Source organism: Bacteroides sp. 2201st1_D9_2201SCRN_220225, from assembly GCF_040928965.1.
In the GTDB taxonomy this organism is placed as follows: Bacteria; Bacteroidota; Bacteroidia; order Bacteroidales; family Bacteroidaceae; genus Bacteroides; species Bacteroides stercoris.
The window spans coordinates 61667-87890 of sequence record NZ_JBCODG010000005.1 but is presented as its reverse complement, the minus strand read 5'-3'; the positions used below and the strand labels follow the sequence as shown (position 1 = coordinate 87890).

Here is a 26224-nt window from a genome sequence, read left to right as displayed (position 1 = left end):
AGAACAACATGAAGAAATTAATATATTTAACAGCAGTTGCCGGAAGTTTATTACTGACGACCTCTTGCGTAGACCTCACACAAGAACCCGAATCCTTTATCACAGAAGAAGAATACTGGAATACGGTAGACCAAGCAAGCCTTGAAAAAGCGGCAGACGCCCTTTACAGCGATTTATGGCAAGGAAATTACGGATTCAACAGCCGTCTGCAACGCATCAATGTATGTGCGGATGATATTACCTACCGTGCAGCCAAGGCCAATAACGAACTGGCTTATTATAGCAGACTGACTCCGAATCTTACAGCTAATGATGCTGATTTCTCAACTACTTGGACCCTGTTCTATAAGGTCATCAGCAGTTCCAACAAAATTATCAAGGGAACTACTATCCCCACCAACGAAAAAGAAGCCAAAGCATTTAAAGAAGTATTGGGCGAAGCCTATTTCATGCGCGGTCTTTCCTATTTCTATCTGACCCGTCTGTATGGCGATGTGCCTTTATTACTGGAAAACGATGAGGCAACCATCACCATGCCGAGAACATCAGTTGCCGAAATATACGATAAAGCGATTATTCCCAGTCTGACTACAGCTACCGAATGGTTACCCAACAAAGGACGTAGCGGCAACAGCACTCCCTCAAAATGGGCCGCAAAAGCATGCTTGGCAGATGCTTATATGACAATGGCAGGATGGCCGTTAAACAAAGGAACCGAATATTACGGTCTGGCAGCAGCCCAAGCCAAAGAAATCATGGACAATAAGGCCCAAGCCGGTCTTGTACTGACAGCCGAATATTCCGATTTATGGAAAGAAGACAAGAAAACAGAAACCAACGAAGTAATGTTTGCCCTGCAGCATAGTGCCAAACATAAGATAGCAAGTAACTACGGTAAATCTTACTATCCGAGCGATTATTCTCCTAATGCAGGATGGGCAGACTATTACGGCAATGAAGATTTCTTCAAGGCGTATCCCAATGATGACCGCAAAGAATGGAACTATATGACAGAATGGAAAATAAAAAGCGGAGAGATTATCCCATATACCGAAAGTGCAGACAAACTTCCCGCCATCTCCAAGTACTATGATTATGACGAAGGAGCCCCCGGTAAAAGTGCACAATCAAACGGTATAACTTGTATTTACCGCTATGCAGAAGTTCTTTTAATGTACGCCGAAGCTTCTACCCGTGCTACAAACTCTGTGAACCAAGATGCCCTGAATGCTATCCAGGAGGTACAGAAACGCGCCGGTTATCAAAACAGGCAAATAGAACTGACCACAACAACCGAACCTGCCGCATTCTTAGCAGCCGTATCCAACGAACGAGGTTGGGAATTCTTTGCAGAAATGAAACGCTGGTTCGAACTGGTACGTTTGGAAAAAGTAAAAGAGGTACGTGCTGAAGAATGGGATGCTTCCACTTTCAACACAAATCACCATTACTATTTCCCGGTACCTTATCAACAGGTAGACCTTGCCGGTTGGACCAATAATGCAGGATATTAATATACCACAAAACTTCTAACCTTATTTTTATTATCAATAATCTGATAAACAGACCTTAATCAATTTAACATGTAAAGAGGGAAGGATCGTGAGATTCTTCTCTCTTTTTCTTATAAACAATATACCCGGTATACGAAAAAACTGTATCTTTGTTCACATCCAATTAACGCTATAACATTATCACATTCATGAAAAGATATAAGCTGATACTTTTCTTTAATATTTTCATTCTTCTGACAGCATCTGCGCAAAAAATAGAAAACCTGGTTGAGTTAAAGCAGCAGTCGGAAAACCGTTTGTTTCACCGCCTGGATAAAGCCCCACGTACCCCTGCCTTTGCATCCGAAGGTTATTGGGTATGGGGCAGCTCAATAGTAAAGGGAGATGACGGTAAATATCACATGTTCGTATCCCGGTTTCCCAAGAAATTACCATTTCATCCGGGATGGATGGTCGCGTCTGAAATTGTACATGCTGTGTCCGATATACCGCAAGGACCTTATCGTTTCAGTGATATCGCACTTCCCGCACGCGGTGCACAGTATTGGGACGGGCGTTCTACACACAATCCGCGCATATTGAAACAAAACGGTAAATATTATCTCATTTATATGGGATCTACACACCCGTTTGCCGAACCGACATACGCGCAGCTCACCTTAGGCAGCCCCTGGTGCACCGTTGCCCGTGCCAATAAGCGCATCGGACTGGCTGTAGCCGATTCTCCATATGGTCCCTGGAAACGTCTGGACGAACCGATACTCAAAACCCAACCGGGTACATTCTATAGTTTCCTTACCTCAAATCCTTCTCCAATCATACAGGAAGACGGTTCAGTTCTCATGATCTTCAAAGGGCGCCATTACACTAACAATTACGAACATTCGGCAATGAGTCTCGGAATAGCCTATGCTCCTGCAATAGAAGGTCCTTACCATGTATTGAACAACAATCAGCCTATCTTTGAAGTAGACGGACAAGGTGAAGCCGAAGACCCTTTCCTATGGAAAGACACCGAAGGCTATCACATCCTATTCAAAGACCATGTAGCCAAATTTACAGGAGAACGGGGCGGTGGTGTTATGGCACACTCTGAAAACGGTATCCAGTGGACAGTAGACAAGGCTCCCAAAGCCTATTCCCGTTCCATAGAATGGGAAGACGGAAAAGTGGAGATGCAAGGGCAACTGGAACGCCCCTTTATTTTCTTTGAAAACGGCAAACCTACTTACATTTTCTTTGCCACTATGGATGGTCCCGGCGGATTCGAGAATGCATCACACTCTTGGAATATGGTTATTCCTATAAAAGATAAAGAATAAAAACGTATCTTTGCGGTTATGAACAAGAATTTATTGCCTATCCATTTCTCTCCTCTTCAAGGATATACAGATGCTGCTTACCGACAAGCACATGCTTGTATCTTCGGCGGTATCGACACCTATTATTCTCCTTTTGTACGTGTGGAACACGGTGAAATCCGCCGAAAAGACATACGCGATATAAACCCGGAAAACAATCGGAATATACACCTGATCCCCCAACTGATTGCCCCCCAACCAAGCACGTTGGAACAGATTGTATCCCTTTTTATCGAGCATAATTACCAGGAAGCAGACATCAATCTGGGGTGTCCTTTCCCCATGCTGGCCAAACGGCATAACGGAGCAGGAATGTTGCCGTATCCCGAAGAAATAAAAGAACTACTGACTGCTGCCACAGAAAAATATCCTCAAATCCGTTTCTCAGTCAAGCTCAGATTAGGCTGGGAAAACGCCAATGAATGCCTTGCACTCCTACCGTTACTGAACACACTTCCCCTATCCCACATCATCCTGCATCCGCGTTTAGGGAAACAGCAATATAAAGGAGAGGTAGATTTAAACGGATTTGAGGCTTTTTATCATGGATGCGATAAACCCTTGTTGTATAATGGAGACCTGCATACAATAGAAGATATACAGACCGTTACCGAACGTTTTCCGAGATTGGCAGGAGTTGTAATAGGGCGCGGTCTGCTTGCCAATCCGGCTTTAGCTTGGGAATACCAACAAAACAGAAAGCTGTCTCCTGATGAAATGCTATCCAAAGTAAAACAGCTACATACAGCGATATACAACAGCTATGAAGAACAGTTACAAGGCGGTGAAACACAGTTATTGATGAAAATGAAGAACTTTTGGGAATATCTGCTACCCAACGGTAACCGTAAAGCTAAAAAAACTATACATAAAACCAGTAAACTAACCAATTACCGGATAGCAGTAAACGATTTGCTATCTTCATACCAATAAGAATAAAAACAGAGAAAGAAAGTGTGTCAAAATGCTTTTCGGTCATTATCGGCCTAACGTCTTCCAACGATGATTTAATGACAGAAATGAAAGAACATTCTAAGCAAAGTGAATGACATGATGTAAGATTATCAGCATTTTAACACACTTTCCGATTTACATATCCGGAATTAAATGCACCTCAGGACGTATTTGAACTACATGATGCAGTTTCATCCACTCATTCAAATAAGCACGATGTTGTAAGAGAATTTGCCGATATTTTTTCTCTATAGCCAAGTTCCTCATTTCTCCGCGGTCATTCAGCATGTCATAAAGCTGCTCACGATACAGCCCTTTATCATACAATACATATTTATAACGCGGAGTACGCAAGGCCCAACCTCGGGCAACTCCTTTATCAAATGTAGTCTCACTGACAATATAAGGCTGGTGTGCCTGTTGAGGATCAGCTTTTTCCACCAAAGACCTAAAAGAGACGCCATGTAAACCTCCAGGAAGGGAAATTCCCGCCCAGTCACATACGGAAGCGAAGAAATCGACACCTTCATTAATAAGTTGGGGCATTTCTTTGCCGGCATTCTTCTTTCCGGGAAGGGTAACTATCAAAGGTACATTCACTACTTCTTCATATAAAGCCGATTTCTGATTCCAATGATGCGCACCCATACCATCACCATGATCGCTTGTAAAGATAATTACCGTATTCTTCCACAAATCCTGTTTATCAATTGCATCGACAATCTTACCAATCTCAGCATCCACCTTTTCCACCAGCCGGAAGTAAAGGCTGCGATAACGCCGCCAATCATCAGGAGAATAATGACGGGTTGGATAAGCCGAATAGTTCAATGTCTGTTCATAATCTATTACATCGGCATCATAAGGATTACGGGCAAAATTTGAAGGAAGTCCGGGCCATTCATCTTGAGGAAGTTCGGGCAAATTGCCAAATGGTAAGTTCTGACTGCGCGCATACTCACAGATATTATGGGGATTATCAAACCCCACTACAAGAAAAAAGGGTTTGGAATGTTTCTGCTCAAGGAAAGCAACAGAAGCTTCAGCCAAGCCATTATCATTATGCGGATGAATGGTAGAAAAGCCGAACTCACCATCGGGCATGGAAGGGGTATGTACATGCCATTTTCCACCATAAGCACACTCATAACCGGCACGTTGCATTAACCAGCCTAAACTGGCAGTACGCAAAGAATCGGCCATAGGAACGTTGTTTCGGGAGAGTCCGACTTCGTGGGAAGTATGTCCTGTAAACATGGATGCCCTGGAAGGACCGCTTAACGGAGCGGAGCAATAAGCATTTTTAAATAAAATACCTGCCTGTGCCAAACGATCCATATTCGGCGTGTGTACATCTGTATTTCCCATACAACTCATGGCAGAAGCTGTCTGCTGGTCGGTTACAATATAAATAATATTAGGCAGCTCCTTTGCCCCCAATAAAGAGGGGGCAAAGGCAGTTGCACAAAACATGATATTCTTTAATTCCGTCATGACAAAAAAGATTTAATCAAAACCTATTTACGCAACAACTCTACATCAAAGCTTGCAGCATCCTTACACGTAAAACGCAACACTGTTTGTTTCTTATCTGCCGAAACAAGTTTGCAATACGGTGTTTCCGCTACTTTCCACCAACCTTTCAATGTAACAGTCACGGGAATTTCTCCACTCTCGTTATCAATCCACGGACGAGAATAGATACTCCGTTCAATCCGCTTTCCATCCTTATCAAAAGCCTCATCACTCGGACCGCGGTACAATGCCAAATCCGGCTGGGAAACAGTCAGTAACAGTTTGCCTCTATCTTCACGAATCATAACCAGACAGGAAGTATCCGCCTTCTGTAACAGACCGTCTGCAGGAAGCGTCTGAGGAGTTTCAAACAAAACATAAGAGGTAAGATTATCCGTCAAAGAACGGACTATGTGGGCATTACGATCCTGCTGAAGAACTTTATAGGAAGGCTTCTTCGCAAATGCTTTCAGGGAAACAGCGTCCGTACGGGGCAATACGGCATATTCATAAGAAGCGCCTCTCGGAGCCTTACCATGTTGCAGCGTCAAGGAAACCCAATCGCCCGAAGTCGGCTTTGTACTTCGTTCACCGACTGTAACCTGCGGGAAATTCTTTTCATATTTCGCACTTCTCATAGAGGATTTGGAAAGATAGTACCCTACCCCATTCGGATCGATATAAGTCTGTCCGTCACTCTTGTAACCATCCCAGTATTTATGATTCTCAGGAGTAATGGCTGCTAATTGGAAAACAGTCGTCTCGGTAGGATACTCTGTATTCGCATTCTCAATGTCCGTACCTAAACATACTATCGTACCGTCAAAGAAGTGGAAAGACTTACGGGCACGGTGAGAGCCGTTATATTTGTCATGCTCATGCAGCTTCATACCGAAGTTACCATTCAGGCGGGCCTGGGACAGCCCACCGGCAAAGGCCTCATCGGAATAAAGCATTTCTTCCATACCTGAGTAAACATCCACATTCAATACCTTGGCGCGCAATTGCTCAAAAGGCAGATGAATACTCGTCACTCCCGGAATGCGATTCCAGTCGAAGCCGTTTTCTTGCCAGCCACTAGTAGTAAAAGTCACCATTTCATCGGGTTTACCCGTTAATATCTGCATACTGCCATGTGCCAGATAACGGCCGTAGAAATTGGCGGGAAGATAGTGTTCGGCAGCCCACAGATAACGGGAATGTCCACGCACTACAGCCGCCCAATTATCCCGACGCTGTACGGAAACACAACCGTAGCCCAATGCAAGGTTGCCTTGCGGATCGGGTTCGGGGCGGAATCCCTGTGCTTCAAGCAGTTTCTTCATCTCCAACTCTTGACGAGTGGAAGCCTTCGGAAGATAATCAGGAGCATCTTCATCGGGCCTATTGACATAAGCCATCAAACGCAGATAAGCAGCAGCCATGTCGGCATCATATTCCTGCTTACCGTCCGGTGTTCCTGCAATAGCCATAGTAGCATATTGAATGGGAATCAGTTCTCCTTTTCCGTTAGGATGACGACCTGACATGGAAAGAGACCATTGCTTCAAATTACAATAAAACCGCATCGTGAGCAGCACGTTCTTAACAGTGGAATGCGCCAGTTCAGACACCTTGAACTCTGTTCCGCTCAATAAATAAATCATATTCGTGGCTCCATCCAACCCACCGACAGCATAAGCGGGATAGTTATTACGATGATGAAAACAAGCTCCATCTTTCTTGAAAGAACCCGACAAGCCTTGAGCCGGACGGCATCCATAATCCAACCAACGCGAGAAAGAACGCAGATATTGCAGCTTTTCCGGAGTATCCTCCATAATCAGGATACTGGCCATACGTCCCTGGGTCTGCGTATTGAAAGAATCTATATCTATACCGTTTACGGTAGGTTTAGGATAAACCTCGTTAGTGATGGCATACCAGCGCAGCGTGCGTTCGGCTTCATTCAGCTTGCCGGCTTCATTCAGTACCTCCTTCATCAGGAAATAGGCTACATAGAGTCCGCGCATACTGTAACCGTAATGATGGATGTTTCCCCAACAACTGCCGTAAGCCACACCTTGGTCGGTAATATGGTCGTACATGGCAAGGAACTTTTGCTTCAATTCATCCTGCGCAGCAACATCCGCTGCATTGTTATAGGCTATGGCAATACGTTTCATCAGTTTGAAATACTTGTCCATTTCCATACCCAGCTTGGTAAACATATCCTTATCCCAATTCGGTATCATACGTTCGTAAGCTTCCGCCTGACGCACCATGAAGATAGGCAGACCGCTCACTTTCCCGTTTTTGTACGTAATCTTATAGTAGTCATACTGTTTACGGATAGCCGTCATTTCCTTATCTGACAACTTTCCGGGTGTATAGAGCATATCCCTGAAGCGTTTTTCTATTTTCCGCATTTCCTGTTTCTGCGTTTCGCTAACGGCAGTCAAGGGTATATCCGGCTTCCACAAAGAATGTTCGTAAATAACAAGCCAATGATTGGTAGTTCCCTTATTCACAAACGGAACTTGCACGTCAGCCGTCTGCTGGCGGGCATCCACCTTACTGGCGGGTATAATATGATCTAAATATAACTTCCCTTTTGTATCGGGAGCAATAATACGGATTTCATTCATCCCCTCTTCCGGCGTCCCCACCATATCACGTTCATAGCACACCCATGCTGCACGCCAACCGGTAAAGTTGATTCCAAATGGGAAAGAAGTGCATTTCTTTCCATCTTTTAAAAATTCAAACTCTATTTTCTTGTCCTGTGCTTGCTCATTGTACACCCATACAATGAAAGCGGAAAGATAGGTATCTTTTCCGGTAGGGTCTTTTTTCTCGAACTTCAAATCCTTTTTGATAGAAAGCACAGCCCCCGGATTAAATGTCCAACTCAAGCTCTGCAAACCATCTTTATAATGTTCATCACTGATTTCCAAACGGGAATCCGTTCCCGAAATAAATACCGGTATTTGCGGGTCTTCAAAAGAAAGCAGTTTGTCATTCTTCACTACCTGGGCTTCTGCACTTACCGGTAACAAAGTCCCGAGGAGCATCCCTACTCCCATTGTCCATTTACTAAATTGCATCATATTTATTTACTTAAGGTTATTTATATGTTTCATTTTAAATACCCAACATCTCCTCCGCGTAAGTGAATCTTATAATTAAGTATTGTACAAAGAAAAAGCTCTTTCAAAAAAAAGAGTGACATAAATCGTACAGAAGAGGTCTAAAAATGTCATAAGCCCTTATATCATACCTCAGACAACAAGCTGAAACAGAAAAAGAGTTGTCATTCCCATTTGTCTGTATCATATTAATTTACATATTATTGATTAGGAAGAAATAGCGGAAATACATTGGATACGGTTCTTTACGGGCCTGCGATAGAAATAAATTCTCGTATTGTTTATTATGCATTTTACACATATATTTGCGGTCAATATAAGATATAAGAAATTTATATCCGTAGTTTTTTTAACCTTAATTAGTTGTTTTATGAGAAAAAAGCAAGACCCGATTTCTCTACCCAAGAGAATTGTATTGGGAGCATCCTTGATTTTAGCTTCTACCTACACTGTTGCATGGGCCGGCAATACCCAGAACGAAACGCCCCATCATCATGCAATAGAAAGTATTACTCAAGTAAAAACTGTGACAGGAGTCGTAACGGACCAGTACGGACCGGTTATCGGTGCCAATGTACATGTAAAAGGAAGTACTACTGGTACAATCACAGACATCGATGGTAAATTTTCAATTGAAGTTCCGGTTAACTCTGTCTTGGAAATTTCGTACATCGGTTTTCTTACCGAGGAAATTCAAATTACCGGAACAACCAAAAATCTGAATATCCATCTGAAAGAAGACTCCGAGACCTTGGAAGAAGTAGTGGTAGTGGGTTATGGTACTCAAAAAAAAGTAAACATGTCAGGGTCTGTTTCTTCTGTAAATGTAGGAGAACTGACAGAAAGCCGTCCCATTACCAATGTATCACAAGCTTTGGCCGGTGTAGCAGCAGGTGTGAGCGTTATGAGCGGCAGCAACCAACCAGGTAATGACAATGCTACTATAACAGTACGAGGACAAGGTACCTTGAACGAATCGGCTCCCCTGGTCATCATTGATGGTGCGGAAGCCGGCATCAATACGGTCAATCCTCAGGATATTGAATCTATATCTATCCTGAAAGATGCCGCCTCTGCGGCTATCTACGGTTCACGGGCGGCCAATGGTGTTATCTTAATTACCACCAAGCAAGGCAAGGCGGGAAGTATCCATATAGACTATAACGGCTACATATCTTGTACTTCAACCACCATTCCCCACCACATGGATCCGGTATCCAACTATGCCGATTACATGGAACTGATTAACGAAGGATATGAGCAGTCTGGCATGGCAAAGCCCTTTAAGGACCAGGCTCTTATTGAAGAATGGCGTGCTGATGCAGGAAAAAATCCGTTGAAATATCCCAATACCAACTGGCTGGAAGAAACCTTTAAATCCTCCGTTGCACACAATCATGTTATTTCCATGAACGGTGGTAGTGAAAAAACTAAATTCTACTCATCTTTCGGCTATCAAAACAATCCGGGTGTAATGGAAAACACCGGTTTTGAGAAATATAATGCCCGTCTGAATGTCTCTGCCGATGTTAAAAAATGGCTGAATCTGGCCGCTCAAGTCAGTGGCTACGTTTCCAACATGGATCCTGCAGCCAAGTATCAAAGTGAAGGAAGTACAGTAAGCGATGTATTTAAATTTGCCTCAGCCACCACTCCGGGTATGGTATTCCGTGCTCCCGACGGACGCTACGGTGCTATGAACAACTCGGAAGACTCTTCCCAATCAGCCAACAACAATCCATTGCTTCGTCTGAACTCCGTGGACGGTAACATTCACAAGACCAATGTACGAAGCCGCTTTATAGCAACACTCAAACCATTCAAGGGTTTTACCCTGACAGGCTCCTACTCCTATGAGTTTGTAGATGAAGAGCGAAGCAGCAAACCGGTCTTCCTTGAAGGTTGGGACTTCAGAAATGAAATAGTAACTTTCACCAATAAGAAGAAAAGCAGCATCATGAACTACGACGGAAAGATAGACCGATTCTTCAATGATGTAGTAGCCCGTTATGAAACTCGCCTGATAAACGATGCGTTAGGTATCAATGCAATGTTGGGTGCCAGCCAGGAAAAATACCGTTCACACAATTTTAAAGCTACTAAATATGATATGATAGATACCAGCCTTGGAGTACTTAATGGTGCTATCGGTGATGCATCTGCCAGTGGAAGCAGTGCAGAGTGGGCCATGCGTTCTTTCTTCGGTCGTGTCAACTTGGATTGGCAACAGAAGTATTTGCTGGAAATCAATTTGAGAGCCGACCAATCTTCCCGCTTCCTCAAATCCAAACGTACCGGATACTTCCCTTCCGCATCTTTTGCATGGCGTTTAGAACAGGAAAAATTCATGGAAGGATTAAGAGACAAAGGATTGAGCACACTGAAGCTGCGTTTGTCTTACGGTTCGTTAGGCAACAATGCAGTGGGCAACTACGATGCCCTGGCTTTATATGCCAACAAAAACGATGACGGTGCTTTCAACTACAGTCTGAACAATTTAGTGGCATTAGGTCTGGCACAAGCCCGTATTGCCAATCCTAATTTAACCTGGGAGTCAACTTATATGACCAATGTAGGTATTGATTTCGGGCTATTCAACAATCGTCTGACCGGTACAATGGATTACTTCCACAAGAAAACCAAAGATATCCTCATCAATCTCCCCGCACCTGCCGTACACGGTATCGCATCCATTCCCAAACAAAATAGTGCAGAGGTGTTGAACCAAGGTGTGGAACTTACACTGGGTTGGCAAGATAAAATAGGAGATTTCTCCTACTCGGTAAACGGAAACTTTACTTATGTAAAGAATGAAGTGACCAAATATAAAGGCAAAGACAAAGGTGGCATTACCTACAGCGGCGCTAATATCATTTGGGAAGGACATGCTATCAATTCACAATACCTGTTGCGTTGCGACCGCATCATCCAAACCGATGAAGATTTGGCATTGGTACAGCAAATGATAAACAATGCTCCGGTGGTAGACGGCAAAAAAGTTGATCCGTTCGCAGCTTTCGGTACTCCGCAAAAAGGTGACTTGCTTTACAAAGACATCAACCAGGACGGTATTATCGATATGGATGACCGCGAAATCGTAAGCGATGGCCCGAACCCAAAATTCCAATTTGGTCTGAATCTGAATGCTTCTTATAAGGGGATTGATTTTGCCATGCTGCTGCAAGGGCAAGCCGGTGCTAAAATTTACTGGCAAAATGATTTGGCCAATACCCCCAGTGTACGCCACGGCTATCAACTGAACAAGGAAGTGGCAGACGGCAGATGGTACGAAGGCAGAACAGATGCAACCTATCCGCGCCTGCTGGAATACCAAGACCAAAGAAACAAACAAATGAGCGACTTCTACCTGGAGAATCTGGCTTATCTGAAAATACGTAATATCCAACTGGGGTATACGCTTCCAGCCAAATTAACCAAGAAAATTTCATTAGAACGTCTTCGCTTCTACGGTAGTTTGGAGAACTTCTTCACTTTCACCTCTTTCAGAGGCTTCGATCCTGAAATAGGAGGAAGCATTGATTATCCTGCCATGAAAAATGTAGTGTTCGGCATTAACCTTAGCTTTTAACCAATAACATTGAATAAAATGAAAAAATATAAACTCTTTATCACATTGGCTGCTTCTCTATTCCTTACAAGCAGCTGCTATGATTTGGATGTATATCCTGAAGACCAATTGAGTTCGGGAACCTTTTTCCAGACTCAAGACCATGCAGACCAAATTATGATGGGTGTCTACAGCCAAATGCAGTCAGATGATATTTTTGGACGTCAGTTCGGTCTTGACTGTTTAGGTGGCATCGGCAGCGGATATGACCCTGCATCATACGCAGTTATAGGTCGCGGTACTTATAACTCTACTTCCGGATTAGTAACCGGAAAATTCAAAAATCTGTACGAAGGCATAGCCCGTGCCAATATCTTGCTTCAAAACGTAGACCGGTGCGATATGAGCGATGAGCTGAAACTGAGATACAAAGCTGAAGCCCGATTTATGCGTGCACTCTATTATTTTACTCTGATGGACTTCTTCGGTCCTGTACCTGTTTATGATGAAAGCACTATCGTAGCCGAAGATTTCATGAACATGCTGGAGCCAAGAAAAAGTCTGGAAGAAGTACGCAAATTTATCATTGACGACTTGGACAACGCCGATACTTACCTGCCTACAGAATGGGATGCGTCCAATGCCGGTCGAGCTACCAAGGCTGCTGCCATGTCGCTGAAGGGTAAAGTGCTACTCTATGCCAAAGAGTATGAAGCCGCCAAAGAATGTTTTGAGGCTGTTGTAACAAACAAGGAAGGCAAATATGGCGAAAAAGAACTCTACCCGGATTATGCAGGCTTGTTCAAACCGGGTGGTGATGAAAGCAGTGAAATGATTTTCGCCATTCAGAACATAGGGGGTGTAGGACAGGATTTCGGTATGCCCACGACTTTCTATATGGGTAGCCGTGCTTCCTATGGAAGTTGCTGGAACAATGTCATGGCCTCTATAGATTTTGTAGACAGCTATGAATGTAAAGACGGAAAGCCCTTTGACTGGAACGACTACTTCGAAGGTTATAACGAGAATATAGATATAAGGAAAGAAGTACTCTATGCCAAGCTGGACAACAGCAAAAAAGTGGTAACTTATCCTGCAAGCCACGAGAAGCTATTGGAAATGTACGAAAATCGCGACCCGCGTATGAAAGCATCTATTATTCTTCCCTACACACACTATGCCGGCTGGGTGAAAAATGCGCCGAAAGATACAGAATTCATTCTCCTGGAAAAACAGGGTGATGCCCATGAAAACAATGGTTTCATCCGTGTCAATCAGAATTATCAGCTCTATCTCTGGAGAAAATTCGTAGCAGAGGGCAACATGGACGGTGCTATCAATAACCGTGCCGACACTCCGATCAACTTTCCTATCATCCGACTGGCCGATGTGTATCTGATGCTCGCCGAATGTTATAACCAGATGGAAAACGGAGATCAGGAAAAAGCTGTATATTATATCAATAAAGTCCGTAACCGTGCCAGTGTAAATATGCCTGAAATCAATAACGGTAAGCCTTGGATGGAAGCAAGAACCAAAGAAGAAGTATTTGCCCGTATCCGTCATGAACGCGCTGTAGAACTGGCAGCAGAAGGCTGGAGCTTCAGTGACATGAGACGTTGGGGCTTACTGGAGGAAGTGGCAGGCCCGGTGAAAGATATCGTAAACAAGAAACTTTATGACCGTGTAGTCAACGAAAGAGACTATCTATGGCCTATTCCGCAGGACGAAATAGATAAGAATCCCAATTTACGCCCTAACAATCCGGGATGGTAATATACACCGGATATGATATAATACTCTGAAAGAAAAAATTCAATACCGGAGTCAGATACAAAAAAGTCCATCGGAAATTATCCGACGGACTTTTTTGTATTGTTTGCCCCAATGCAAAAAGCACATGCCCTTGTGCAAAAATCCGAAAACGACAGCAGATGTTACGGATGAAGCTCCTCAAAGCTTTTATTCTCCTCCTGCATTGTACGGACAGTCTCTTCCAGCTCCCCGATAGGCAGGTCTAGATTATACCAATCATTATAGCAGTCGGTCACATACCAATTACCATCCACCAGCTCAAACACAACGCGGAGCGAGGGCTCCGACTCGTCATACCCCGCCTCAAATTCTTTATAGGCAGGTTCATCCCGGGTAAAACGTGAGATGTAAACTCCTCCTTCCTCTTCTGTGATACGTCCTTCTTTCAATGTTTCACTATCCAGCAACGCCCATTTATCACGGGTAAAAGGAAAAGTCTGCTCTGTCTCGCCGTCATCCTGCAACAATACGATAGGCGATTTCAAAGGAAACTTGATACGTGAATACTGAAATGAAGCACTGGATGTAAACTTATGGAGAAATGACTTGAAATCCTCTCCGGCTGCCAGACTGTTGAAAGTTGAGAGCATAAACGCCATGCACAGACAAACAACAAAATTAATAGCTTTCATAATAGATACGAGTTATTCCGATTTAAAGTGCAAATATACGACAAGCCGGAAATTTACAATGAAAAGCCGGCGGGAATTTACATCTGTTACTTCTTACCCCTCAAATACTCATAACCGAAGCGGCAGCGTAAACAGTCCTTCCTGTCGCAATATTCTTTTTGAAGCTGAAGCAAAGCCTGTGAGTCGGCCGCAGTATAAACGGGAAGTCCGGCTCCACTCCACAGACGGGTGACATGATTGTTCTCGGCTTTCAATGCTTCAAGAAAACAAGTGGCACGGTCACAAAGCCGTTCATCTGCTCTGTGCATTCCGTAAGCATACAGAAAAGGGATAACGGTGTTGATAAGAATAAGGTTCAAAGCATTCTCTCCCAAACGCTTTTCTTGATGGGGCGAGCTTTTTTTAAACGTAAAATGTGTCTCCCAATAGGGCGAAGTCCGTGCGGATATTATCTTCTTTATATCTTCCGCAGTTTCGGCCGCCATAACTCGTGAAAACAAAGATTGTTCCTTATGATACAGCCAGGCAAGCTGTGCCAGGCGCACATGGGGGAAATTGCCGGGACGCAAACGTAAAAAACGCCACCGGTCACTGCTCACTGGAGCTGACAATTCGAACTTGCGCTGCAAATAATGAAACTCTTTCTGAAGTTCCCGGTAGTAACAATCCTCCTGCCAATCTTCTTCCAAAAGCCCGGCCTGTCCTAAAAAGAACGCCTCTACCTGAAAAAGGCTATCCCGATGCTTGTCTACCGCACGGAAAGGCAGATAACCGGCCCACGCTTCAAAAGCATCGCCATTCAAACCGAAACCCAGATTACGGGCAAGGGTAATAAAGAATACATCTTCCCAATGATTGTTGCAACGCTCCAGACGTGCGGCAATGGCCTGTGCCTTTTGTTCAAAACGCTCTACCTGCAAAGCCGATAACCAGGAATGGACCGTCAGTTTCGGTAAGGAAGCAAGAATGGAATAACAAGGAGGGTATATTTCCGTCTGACGTAATTCGTCATAACGCTGGCGGACATTGTCCGGACAGTGCAACAGTAGCTGGGGAACAATACCGCCGTTGGCATAGTACACCTCGCAATCCGACTCGCCCACCACATGCAGAATAACATTATCGTAAACCGTATCCCGGTTATGTCCGTGACGAAACCAGTCCGAAGCCTGCGTATGCAACTCAACGTTACCCACCCAAAGCGTACCGTTTATTTTCAGTTTTGCGTTAAAGAAATCGGGGCCTGCATCAGTATTCGGCAAACCGGGATCTATCACTTCGACCGGCTGTCCGGAGGTTGTCTGGAGAGGCATTAAAGGAAATATCTTATGCTTCCAAACGTAATGCAGCAATTGTTCCATTGTTAACTTATCGTTAATGTTGTGCGCAAATGTAAGAAAAAGATTACCTTTGCGACATATAGTTCGTTGATAAACTGAATAAAAACCAAAGAAACAATGAAAATCGCATTAATCGGTTACGGAAAAATGGGTAAGGAAATCGAGAAGATTGCCTTAAGCCGCGGACACGAAATTGTCAGCATCATCGATGTGAATAACCAGGAGGATTTTGAATCGGCCGCATTCAAAAGTGCCGATGTCGCCATAGAATTTACCAATCCGACGGCAGCCTACAACAATTATATGAAAGCTTTCAAGGCAGACGTAAAATTGGTTTCGGGCAGTACAGGCTGGCTGGAAGAACATGGTGAAGAGGTAAGAAAGCTTTGTTCCGAAGGTGGAAAAACCCTGTTCTGGTCATCTAATTTCAGTCTGGGAGTAGCCATATTCTCGGCCGTCAACAAATATCTGGCGAAGATCATGAACCGGTTCCCTGCTTACGACGTAACAATGAGCGAAACTCACCATATACACAAGCTGGATGCTCCAAGCGGCACTGCCATTACCCTGGCCGAAGGTATTCTGGATAATCTCGACCGCAAAAGCCGTTGGGTAAAAGGTACCTTGCAAGCACCGGATGGAACCGTGTCAGGCTCTGTCGAATGCGCTGCCGACGAACTTCCGGTCAGCTCTATCCGCGAGGGAGAAGTACCGGGCATTCACAGCATCCGCTACGATTCAGAGGCAGACAGCATCACCATTACCCATGATGCCAAGACCCGCAGCGGCTTTGCTTTGGGAGCTGTGTTGGCAGCAGAATATACAGCCGGCAAACAAGGTTTCTTAGGCATGAGCGATTTATTTCCATTTTTAAAAGACTAAAGTATTATGAGAAAAGCAACACGTGCCCAATGGGTCAAATTCGGCATAGTTACCCTGCTCTACCTGATGTTCCTTGTCTGGGTGAAAAGTTGGTGGGGACTGATTGTACTTCCTTTCATATTTGACATCTACATCAGCAAGAAAATACCTTGGAGTTTCTGGAAAAAATCCAAGAATCCGGCTGTGCGTGGCATTATGAGTTGGGTAGACGCCATTGTATTCGCTTTGGTGGCTGTTTATTTTGTGAATATCTACATATTCCAGAACTATCAGATACCTTCGTCTTCACTGGAAAAATCATTGCTGGTGGGTGACTTTCTGTATGTAAGTAAAATGAGCTACGGTCCGCGTGTACCGAACACACCGCTTTCCATGCCGTTGGCACAACACACTTTGCCGATATTCAACACCAAATCGTACATTGAATGGCCGCAATGGGAATACAAACGCGTACCGGGTTTCGGAAAAGTGAAGCTGAATGACATTGTCGTGTTCAACTTTCCTGCGGGTGATACGGTAGCGCTTAACAGACAGCAAGAAGATTTTTACAGCCTGGCTTACAGGGAAGGACAGCGCGTATATCCCAATAAAATCAATATGGACAGTCTGACGCGCGACCAGCAGCGTACCGTCTACGACCTTTATTACAATGCCGGCCGTAATCTGATCCGTACCAATCCGCAAATGTACGGTGATATTGTGGTACGTCCGGTCGACCGCCGCGAGAACTATGTAAAACGCTGCGTCGGCCTGCCGGGAGATACCCTGCAAATCAAAGATACACAAGTGTACATCGACGGAAAAGCCATCGAGAATCCGGAAGAGATGCAGCTCAACTATTTCGTACAGACCACCGGCCCGTACATACCGGAAGAGATGTTTCGCGAATTGGGCATCAGTAACGACGACCAGATACTGATGACCGATGACTTCAATTATGAAGAAGGACTTATGCAGATGGGATTGGACCGCCGCGATGCTCAAGGCAGACTGACTCCGGTGTACCACCTGCCCCTCACCCAGAAAATGTACGATACGCTCGCCGGCAATAAAAAACTGGTCAGCCGCATCGTCATGGAACCGGAAAACCTTTCAGGACAAATGTATCCGCAAAACCTCTATACAAAGTGGACACGGGATAATTACGGTCCAGTCTGGATACCGGAAAAAGGTGCGACCATTACCCTGAACAAAGATAACCTGCCCATTTACGAACGTTGCATCGTAGCTTATGAAGGCAATACACTGGAACAAAAACCGGACGGTATCTACATCAACGGACAAAAAACAGACACCTACACCTTCAAGCTGGACTACTATTGGATGATGGGCGACAACCGCCATAATTCCCTTGACTCCCGCTACTGGGGCTTCGTACCGGAAGACCACGTAGTAGGTAAGCCTATCGTTGTCTGGCTCTCATTAGATAAAGACCGTGGTTGGTTTGATGGAAAAATCCGTTGGAACCGCATCTTCAAGTGGGTACATTAATACAGTGACCGGAAGTTAGCGATCAATACACACTATGCGGAGAAGGAATTGGAAGATTGCAGCTACCCTGACCGGAGTAATACTTACAGTGATATTGCTCCGGAGCTGCGTTGCAACTTCCTATCTGATTCCTTCCACAGGAATGGAAAACTCACTGTACCGCGGTGAACGCATCCTGGTAAACAAATGGAGCTACGGACTACGGTTGCCTTTCATAAGCTTATGGGGGTATCACCGTTGGGGCGACAAACCAGTACGTAAGGATGACATTCTTGTATTCAATAACCCTGCCAACCTCTCACAAACAGCAATCGACCAGAGAGAAGTATACATCGGCCGTTGCCTGGGAGTACCGGGAGATACTTTATGGGTAGATTCTCTTTTCTCCGTAATTCCTTCGGAAAAAAACGCTCCCGACCAGAAGTTCCTTTATACATATCCCCGGAAGAAAGAGAAGCAGTTAGACTCACTGCTCACTATCCTTTCTATCCGCCCCAACGTATTATTGGGACAGGATACGGCAAAAAACGTACGCAGCTTCAGCAGGTACGAGTATTATCTGTTGGAACAGGCTTTAGGAACAAACAACTGGATAGAGCCTGCCGATAAAGAAGACTCGGTTGACGTACTGAAACCTCTCATCATCCCTGGCAAAGGGAAAGCCGTACGTGTATATCCCTGGAACATGACACTGCTGCGCAACACATTGGTGTTGCATGAAAGGAAACGGGCAGACATCAAAAATGATACACTATACATAGAAGGAAAACCTGTACAGCATTGTTACTTTATGAAAGATTACTATTGGGTGGGTGCCAACAACTCGATAAACCTGTCAGACTCCCGTTTGTTCGGACTTGTCCCCAAAGACCATGTCATCGGAAAGGCCGCCGTCATCTGGTTCTCAAAGGAGCAGGATACGGGATTGTTCAACGGGTATCGCTGGGACAGGATATGGAGAAAAATAAAGTGATAATCAAACAGCCAAATGATAAAGTACCAGGCAGTAACTCCTGCCGGTTCTTATTTTTTAATTTTTAATTCTTAAATGCTCAATTCAAATGACCGTCTATCTTTCTTCCGCCTATCTGGCTCCGGTTGAATACTATACCAAACTGTTGGCATACGACCAAATATATATCGAACAGCACGACCATTATACCAAACAGACGTATCGTAACCGTTGCACTATTGCTGCGCCCGACGGTGAACTTGCCCTTTCCATTCCTACAGTCAAACCCGACACACCGAAATGTCCGATGCGTGATATCCGTATCTCCGACCACGGCAACTGGCGTCATCTGCACTGGAATGCCATTGAATCGGCATACAACCATACACCTTTCTTTGAATATTACAAAGATGATTTCCGTCCTTTTTATGAAAAGAAATATGAGTTTTTAGCCGATTTCAACGAAGAACTTTGCCACCTCGTCTGCTCCCTGATAGACATACAGCCAACCCTGAAACGAACCTCGGAGTATAAGACCGGGATTACATCCGATGAAGCGGATTTCCGCGAACGTATTCATCCCAAAAAGGATTTCCGTACGGAAGACCCCGATTTCTTTCCCCAACCCTACTACCAGGTATTTCAGGAAAGACTCGGCTTCCTGCCCAACCTCAGCATTATCGATTTGCTGTTCAATATGGGACCGGAAAGCTTGCTTGTATTACAACAAAGTACTAGTAAATTATCATAGCATAAGAACGACTTCAGACAATACTTCATCTTGTAAATATATCAAACCCCATAATAAAAATCAGAGCTTAATTAGACTACGAAGAATTCGGCATCGGATGATAAAACCATGAAACTTCAGTAAAAGACTATTATTTTACATTTTTTCCCTATTTTTGTTCACTCATACTATTATGAAAAGCTGAAAAATAAGAGAACCATGAGCATTCAAAGACACTTCATTTTATTTATCTTGTCCTTACTGGTGATAACTCCATCCATTGCTCACCAAAAGCCATACGTTATAAACTTTGCCCGCGATAAGTATCATGCTGCAAACAAGAACTGGACCATTGGACAAGATGAGAAAGGAATTACTTACTTTGGAAATGACATCGGATTGCTTGAATTTGACGGTATAGAATGGAAAATTTATCAAATGCCAAATTTTTCTTTGATAAGATCTTTGGCAGTAGAATCCCATTCTACAATTTACGTAGGTGCTTTGGGGGAATTAGGACGATGGGATAGAAACCAAGCAGGTAAACTTCAATATACTTCTTTCAAAAATATGCTCCCACCTAAAAGCTTGGAAAATGAAAGTTTTTGGCGTATATGGATAGACAATGACAAAGTTTATTTTCAATCTTTCTCCAATATTTATGTCTATGATCACCACACCATACAGCAACTAACGACCCCAAAAGGTTTTCTATTGCTGACCAAAGTGAGGAATGAATATTGGGTACAGGAAATGTATGGTTCGCTATACCAATTGGCAAACAAACAACTGAAGAAGATAAAAGGCAGTGAATTTCTAAATGGAACTCTTACTCGTGTTATTCTACCCTACGGGAAAGAACGCTATTTAATAGGTACTTCCACAGGAGAAATTTATCTATATGACCGCAAAAACTTTATTCCGTGGAACAATTCCCTCTCTAAATTATTAAACGGACAAGAACTGAATTGTGGTATCTATTGTGCCAAACGAAATACATACTACTTAGGGACACAGCTAAGTGGTATCTACGAAGTAGACATACAAGGAAATGTACTGAACCATTTTCATGCTGCCAACTCCTTACAAAATAATACTATTCTATCCTTATATGAAGACCAGCAAAACAATATATGGGTGGCAATGGACCGCGGGCTTGCATATATCCGATATACAAACAAATTGAGCTACTATCACACAACAGAAGGCATCTCAAGTGCTGTATATACAGCCACATTGTGGAATGACTATCTATTTATAGGTACCAACCAGGGAGTATACTTCGTCCATAAAGAGAAAACCAAAGATCTTGAAATGTTCTCTTCTATGAAATTTCTCAAAGGTACAGAGGGACAAGTATGGGCCTTTAAACAAATAGATGGACAACTCTTTTGTTGTCATAACAAGGGATTGCTAGAAATCCGCCCAGACTTTAGCATACACCAACCCTACCGAATTGACATTGGAGTGTTCAAAATGTTAGAAACTAATTATAATGAGAAAGAAATAAATATTCTCGTTACTTATAAAGAAGTTTATATCATCAATAAGGAAACAAAAGATGTACATATCATACGAGAAATACCTGACCCTATCAATGAAGCCGAAATAGACCATTTAGGTAACATCTGGTTGGGGACAGTAAACAATGGAGTCTACAAATGTCGGCTGAATGAAGAAATGAACGCTTTCCGCTACTATACCTACTACGGACACAAGAAAGACAAAACTCTTCCAAAACATCTCCAGATATGTAAGGCAAGTGGACGTATTTTCTTTTTAGGAAACGACCAATTCTATGCTTACAACGAAAACAAAGATAACTTACAATCCTCTCCACTACTAAACCAATGCTTTAAAAATATTAACTCTCTCAAACGCATTGTTCCCATCAATCATGAAGCAAGTTGGGCCATTACAAGTTCTTCGGTTTATAGATTCTTCTATGACGGCTACATTGCCCGCATTCAAGAAGCCTACAAAATTGAAGCAGACAATTTATCACTTATTACGGCATCCGAAAACATATCCGTACTAAATGATTCTCTCTCATTAATTTGTTTAGATACAGGATTTATCATACATAATTCTCAAAAAAGCAAGCAATCAAACAACATAAGCCTTACTCCACCAAATTTAGAATACATACGCACAGGAAAAGATAATAGTATAAACAATAACTTCCTTAATAAAGATATTAAAATCGCTTATCAAGACAATACAGTGACCATAGGCTTTTCTGTCAACGATGCCTTTGCCAAGAATTTATTTGTAGAATACCTACTAGAAGATGTCGATAGCACATGGAGCCAAGCCAAAAAACAAAATTACATATCTTATGCCCGGCTACCTCATGGAAAATACACCTTGCGTCTTCATTCCACAGATGGGCTGAACAATTATTCTGATGATACTATTATCCATTTTAGAATACTCCCACCGTGGTATCTTACCTCCTGGTGGTATCTTGTCTGTACCCTATTAATAATAGCCTCTTTTTTCGCCATTTTTCTCTTGATGAAGAAGCGATTACAAGCAAAGAATCTAAAGCGAATGAAAATAAAAGAAACAGAATTTCTACGTCAAATGAATGAACAATTGCAGAACGAAATAGAGAGAAAAAATGCAGAATTATTCACACAAACCTCATTTATTATACAGAAAAACGAACTAATTCTGAATTTAAAAAGAATAGTAGATGAGATTTGTTCTAAAAATACACAAAAGGCGTTAATCCCACTCTATCAAAAAATAAATCATCTACTTGCCAATAATCTCAATACAGAAGACGACTGGAAAATATTCCTCATCAAATTTGAACAGAAACATCATAATTTTTTCAAAACATTGAAAGAGCATTATCCCCAACTCACCACCAACGATTTAAGACTTTGTGCTTGTCTAAAACTAAATATGGATACCAAAGATACTGCTTCGTTAATGAATTTATCCATCCGTTCTATTGAAAACAATCGCTATCGTCTTCGCAAAAAGCTAAATTTAAAATCTACACAAAATTTAAACGATTTCTTTTTGACAATAAATTGAGCATACATAAATCTAATAATCAGATAATTACAAAAAATTGAGTAGTAAATGTGAATTTATAAAACTATTAAAAATCAGAATTATGTATTAGTGATGAGGGTGTTTTTTTGTTTTCAGATATCACAAGTCATACATTTGTCTAAAATTGAATTAAAGCACTGCGCAGGGCAAAAATCAATTAAAAAAACAAATGTTATCCACTAAAAATTAATGCAATGAAGAAAGAACCACATCTTCTTTTAAGACGAGTCTCTTATCTTAAAAGTTTATTCCTAATGACATGTCTGCTAATAATAGCCACATCTACATTAGCCCAAACAAAAAATGTAATAGGTACTGTAACCGATATTTCCGGTGAAGCTCTTATAGGTGTATCTATTCTCGTACAAGGCACCAATAATGGTGTAGTTACTGATTTAAATGGAAAGTATACATTGAACCATGTACCAGAAAATGCAACCTTAGTCGTAAGCTATATTGGAATGCTGACACAAGAGATAAAAGTCAATGGACAATCTACCATCAATATCATTTTAAAAGAAGACTCACAACAACTTGAAGAAATAATCGTAATAGGTTATGGTGCAGCAAAAGCCAAAGATTTAACTGCTCCTATTACCGTTGTAAAGGGAGAAACACTAACTTCAGTACCATCTACCACACCGATGGCAGCTCTTCAGGGAAAAGTACCAGGCGTCAACATTGTAAATAATGGTGCACCGGGAGAAGGGCCTACTGTACAAATTCGCGGCATTGGTTCTTTTTCCAATAGTAAGCCCTTATTTGTTGTAGACGGGATGTTTTACGATAACATCAACTTCTTGAACAACGCTGATATTCAAGAAATGTCAATCTTGAAAGATGCTTCAGCTGCAGCTATATACGGTGTACGCGCTGCAAACGGTGTAGTACTTATCACTACTAAAAAAGGAGCACGTAACCAAAAAGCAAAAATCACCTATGACGGATATGTCGGTATTCAAAAAGCATCCAATGTCCTTGAGTTGTGCAATGCGCACGAATACGCCACCATGCTTCTTGAAGGAAATTATGATGCTTATCAAGCACATTTCAAACAATCTATTGATAAATATGGAGGTAGCTATGCCGACACTGATTTTCACAATTGGACATTCGGTGCTGACAACAATTGGTATGATCAACTTCTACGTACTGCAGTTATCACAAACCACAGTTTAAATATAAATGGCGGTTCTGATAAAGCCGTTTATTCTGTAGGTGCAAGCTACTTATATCAAGACGGTATCATGAACATTGACAACAACTACAAGCGTATGAACTTTCGTGGTTCTGTCGACTATGACGCTGCCAATTGGCTGAAAGTCGGATTCAATGGTGTATTCAGTAATTCTACCCAGCAAGTGCCTAATAATCAAGCATGGCAGAAAGCCTTCAACTGCCCACCGATTGTAGCTCTTTATGATGAAAATAACGACAAAGGCTTTCCTGACAAATTTGGATCTCCAGATGCAATAGGTTATACATCAAATTTTTACAATCCCATTGCAACAGCCAAATATTTTGATTCAAGCAAAGAGAACTATCAAGTTTTAAGTAACTTCTATGCACAGATTGATTTTATTCCAAACAAACTTAATTTCAAAACAAATTATTCTTATAGTTTCCTATCCACTCAGGGTCGTGAGTTCACTCCCAAATACTACGTTAGCAGTTGGCAACAATCAGCAACAACCCAACTTACAAAAAATGAAAATAAATACTATAACTATATTTGGGACAACACTCTGACCTATAATAACCAATGGGGTAAACACAAATTCGGTGCTATGGCAGGTTATTCTATGCGTCAGGAACAATGGCGTATGTTCGAAGGTAAAGCAAGTAACGTTCCCGAAGGTGCAGATGAATATTGGTACATTAAAAATGGTGATGCTGCAGGTGCTACCATAAAAGACGATGGTTACTGCTACAGAGGTATCTCTTACTTTACTCGTTTGAATTATAATTATGATGACAAATATCTGTTAATGTTCACTATGCGCGCCGATGGTTCCAGCAAATATCAGGAACATTGGGGTTACTTCCCTTCAGTTGGTGCAGCTTGGGTTCTCTCAGAAGAACCTTTTATGAAAGGTCAGAAATGGGCCGATTTTCTAAAGTTACGTGCTAGCTGGGGTAAACTAGGTAATGACCATGTAGCAGCAAGTGATGGATTCGCCTCAATTGCTACCGGCAATGACGCGTCTGGAGTCTTTGGAAACACTACTCTAGCAGGATACCAAAACACGACCTACTTTAGTTGGTTAAAATGGGAAGTAGTAGAGGAATGGAATGCAGGTATAAACTTTATCACTCTGAACAATCGTTTGAATATTGACTTTGACTATTACCATCGCATGACAAGCAATGCTGTAATTGCACCGCTCCTTCCATTCAGTACCACGACTTTAGCCGGGAACTATGGTAAGATTCTAAACTCAGGTATTGATATAAGTGCCAATTGGAATGACAAAATCGGCAAAGATTTTTCCTATAACATAGGTATAAATATCTCCACCCTAAGAAATCGAGTAAAAGATTTGGGTGACAACAAAATCATTAGAGGAGGAAAAACTGTAAATATTGTAGGCAAAGAAATGAATTCATTTTATGGTTTCAAGATGATAGGCGTTTATCAAACAGATGAGGAAATTGCCGCCGACCCCATTGCTGTAGCCAATGGTTGCGTACCAGGTGATCTAAAATATGCTGACCTTGATGGCAACAAAGTTCTAGACGGTAATGACCGCACCACATTAGGCTCATATATTCCCAACTTCACTTATGGAATAAACCTTGGACTCAACTACAAGAATCTCGACTTCCAGTTGACTACCTATGGACAAACCGGTGCTCAAATGTTCAATCGTAAACGTGCGCTTCGTTATTCTTCTCAAAACTATAACTTTGACCGCGCTCAATACGAGGATCGTTGGACAGGCCCAGGCTCTACCAACTCTAATCCATCGGCTGCCGCCTTACTTAAACCATGGAATGTAAGTGACCAAAAATACAGTTCTTACTTTGTGGAAAGTGCTGATTTCTTCCGCATTCAGAATATTACGCTCGGCTATACATTCCGCAATCTCAAATTAGGCAACTATATTATGCCGGGAATACGTCTGAGCCTCACAGCTGACCGACCGTTCACTACTTTTAAAGCGAACTCATTCTCTCCTGAGTTATCCGACAGCGAGGGCTGGGATACTGAAGTATATCCTCTGACATCATCTTATACTTTTGGGGTAAGATTTGATTTCTAAAAAAGATATG

General features: G+C 42.6%; 15 protein-coding genes. 11 read left to right on the top strand and 4 right to left on the bottom strand.

The window, feature by feature from the left end; all coding sequences use genetic code 11:
- Positions 1-8: 8 nt before the first annotated feature.
- From AB5903_RS02730 to AB5903_RS02720, 3 genes are all read left to right on the top strand, one after another.
- Entirely contained in the window at positions 9-1514 is a 1506-nt protein-coding gene (locus AB5903_RS02730; RefSeq protein ID WP_005655905.1) for a RagB/SusD family nutrient uptake outer membrane protein, read from the top strand.
- 188 nt (positions 1515-1702) lie between these two features.
- Positions 1703-2836 (top strand): glycoside hydrolase family protein, encoded by a 1134-nt coding sequence (locus AB5903_RS02725; protein ID WP_368117639.1) that lies wholly within the window; start codon positions 1703-1705, stop codon positions 2834-2836.
- An 18-nt stretch (positions 2837-2854) separates the two neighbouring features.
- On the top strand, positions 2855-3808 hold the full coding sequence (locus AB5903_RS02720; protein ID WP_005655902.1) for a tRNA-dihydrouridine synthase family protein: 954 nt from the start codon (positions 2855-2857) through the stop codon (positions 3806-3808).
- Positions 3809-3964: 156 nt separating this feature from the next.
- On the opposite strand, the gene AB5903_RS02715 is transcribed toward AB5903_RS02720, so the two are convergent.
- On the bottom strand, positions 3965-5323 hold the full coding sequence (locus tag AB5903_RS02715) for a sulfatase (protein WP_195657823.1): 1359 nt from the start codon (positions 5321-5323) through the stop codon (positions 3965-3967).
- A gap of 23 nt (positions 5324-5346) precedes the next feature.
- Positions 5347-8433: a chondroitinase family polysaccharide lyase gene (locus AB5903_RS02710; protein WP_005655900.1), complete on the bottom strand. Its 3087-nt coding sequence runs from the start codon at positions 8431-8433 to the stop codon at positions 5347-5349.
- A 409-nt stretch (positions 8434-8842) separates the two neighbouring features.
- On the opposite strand from AB5903_RS02710, the gene AB5903_RS02705 reads away from it, so the two are divergent.
- Both AB5903_RS02705 and AB5903_RS02700 read left to right on the top strand, forming a co-directional pair.
- Complete coding sequence (locus tag AB5903_RS02705) at positions 8843-12061, top strand: TonB-dependent receptor (RefSeq protein WP_195657822.1); 3219 nt, start codon at positions 8843-8845, stop codon at positions 12059-12061.
- Positions 12062-12079: 18 nt separating this feature from the next.
- Positions 12080-13816 carry a RagB/SusD family nutrient uptake outer membrane protein gene (locus AB5903_RS02700; RefSeq protein WP_195657821.1) on the top strand — a complete coding sequence of 579 codons (1737 nt, stop codon included), beginning with the start codon at positions 12080-12082 and terminating at the stop codon, positions 13814-13816.
- 161 nt (positions 13817-13977) lie between these two features.
- Here AB5903_RS02700 and AB5903_RS02695 read toward each other — a convergent pair whose 3' ends face one another.
- Positions 13978-14487 carry a hypothetical protein gene (locus tag AB5903_RS02695; RefSeq protein WP_060385507.1) on the bottom strand — a complete coding sequence of 170 codons (510 nt, stop codon included), beginning with the start codon at positions 14485-14487 and terminating at the stop codon, positions 13978-13980.
- Between the two features lie 86 nt (positions 14488-14573).
- Complete coding sequence (locus tag AB5903_RS02690) at positions 14574-15848, bottom strand: DUF2851 family protein (RefSeq protein ID WP_195657820.1); 1275 nt, start codon at positions 15846-15848, stop codon at positions 14574-14576.
- Positions 15849-15944: 96 nt separating this feature from the next.
- Here AB5903_RS02690 and dapB point away from each other — a divergent pair, with 96 nt between their 5' ends.
- The 6 genes from dapB to AB5903_RS02660 all read left to right on the top strand — a co-directional run bounded on the left by dapB (position 15945) and on the right by AB5903_RS02660 (position 26214).
- The gene (gene dapB, locus AB5903_RS02685; protein ID WP_005655893.1) at positions 15945-16709 is read left to right on the top strand and encodes a 4-hydroxy-tetrahydrodipicolinate reductase; all 765 of its coding nucleotides are present in this window, start codon (positions 15945-15947) and stop codon (positions 16707-16709) included.
- A gap of 6 nt (positions 16710-16715) precedes the next feature.
- A complete protein-coding gene (locus AB5903_RS02680) occupies positions 16716-18200 on the top strand; it encodes a S26 family signal peptidase (RefSeq protein ID WP_005655891.1) in 1485 nt (494 codons plus the stop codon).
- A gap of 34 nt (positions 18201-18234) precedes the next feature.
- Positions 18235-19173: a signal peptidase I gene (gene lepB / locus AB5903_RS02675; protein WP_016661028.1), complete on the top strand. Its 939-nt coding sequence runs from the start codon at positions 18235-18237 to the stop codon at positions 19171-19173.
- A gap of 88 nt (positions 19174-19261) precedes the next feature.
- Positions 19262-19903 carry a WbqC family protein gene (locus AB5903_RS02670; RefSeq protein ID WP_016661027.1) on the top strand — a complete coding sequence of 214 codons (642 nt, stop codon included), beginning with the start codon at positions 19262-19264 and terminating at the stop codon, positions 19901-19903.
- Positions 19904-20101: 198 nt separating this feature from the next.
- A complete protein-coding gene (locus AB5903_RS02665; protein ID WP_016661026.1) occupies positions 20102-22930 on the top strand; it encodes a triple tyrosine motif-containing protein in 2829 nt (942 codons plus the stop codon).
- A 215-nt stretch (positions 22931-23145) separates the two neighbouring features.
- Positions 23146-26214: a TonB-dependent receptor gene (locus AB5903_RS02660; RefSeq protein ID WP_034535829.1), complete on the top strand. Its 3069-nt coding sequence runs from the start codon at positions 23146-23148 to the stop codon at positions 26212-26214.
- Positions 26215-26224 lie beyond the last annotated feature (10 nt).

Bases quoted from the DNA above. Each gene is read 5' to 3' on its own strand.
- AB5903_RS02730 (WP_005655905.1), top strand. From the start codon at position 9: ATGAAGAAATTAATATATTTAACAGCAGTTGCCGGAAGTTTATTACTG.
- AB5903_RS02725 (WP_368117639.1), top strand. From the start codon at position 1,703: ATGAAAAGATATAAGCTGATACTTTTCTTTAATATTTTCATTCTTCTG.
- AB5903_RS02720 (WP_005655902.1), top strand. From the start codon at position 2,855: ATGAACAAGAATTTATTGCCTATCCATTTCTCTCCTCTTCAAGGATAT.
- AB5903_RS02715 (WP_195657823.1), bottom strand. From the start codon at position 5,323: ATGACGGAATTAAAGAATATCATGTTTTGTGCAACTGCCTTTGCCCCC.
- AB5903_RS02710 (WP_005655900.1), bottom strand. From the start codon at position 8,433: ATGATGCAATTTAGTAAATGGACAATGGGAGTAGGGATGCTCCTCGGG.
- AB5903_RS02705 (WP_195657822.1), top strand. From the start codon at position 8,843: ATGAGAAAAAAGCAAGACCCGATTTCTCTACCCAAGAGAATTGTATTG.
- AB5903_RS02700 (WP_195657821.1), top strand. From the start codon at position 12,080: ATGAAAAAATATAAACTCTTTATCACATTGGCTGCTTCTCTATTCCTT.
- AB5903_RS02695 (WP_060385507.1), bottom strand. From the start codon at position 14,487: ATGAAAGCTATTAATTTTGTTGTTTGTCTGTGCATGGCGTTTATGCTC.
- AB5903_RS02690 (WP_195657820.1), bottom strand. From the start codon at position 15,848: ATGGAACAATTGCTGCATTACGTTTGGAAGCATAAGATATTTCCTTTA.
- dapB (WP_005655893.1), top strand. From the start codon at position 15,945: ATGAAAATCGCATTAATCGGTTACGGAAAAATGGGTAAGGAAATCGAG.
- AB5903_RS02680 (WP_005655891.1), top strand. From the start codon at position 16,716: ATGAGAAAAGCAACACGTGCCCAATGGGTCAAATTCGGCATAGTTACC.
- lepB (WP_016661028.1), top strand. From the start codon at position 18,235: ATGCGGAGAAGGAATTGGAAGATTGCAGCTACCCTGACCGGAGTAATA.
- AB5903_RS02670 (WP_016661027.1), top strand. From the start codon at position 19,262: ATGACCGTCTATCTTTCTTCCGCCTATCTGGCTCCGGTTGAATACTAT.
- AB5903_RS02665 (WP_016661026.1), top strand. From the start codon at position 20,102: ATGAGCATTCAAAGACACTTCATTTTATTTATCTTGTCCTTACTGGTG.
- AB5903_RS02660 (WP_034535829.1), top strand. From the start codon at position 23,146: ATGAAGAAAGAACCACATCTTCTTTTAAGACGAGTCTCTTATCTTAAA.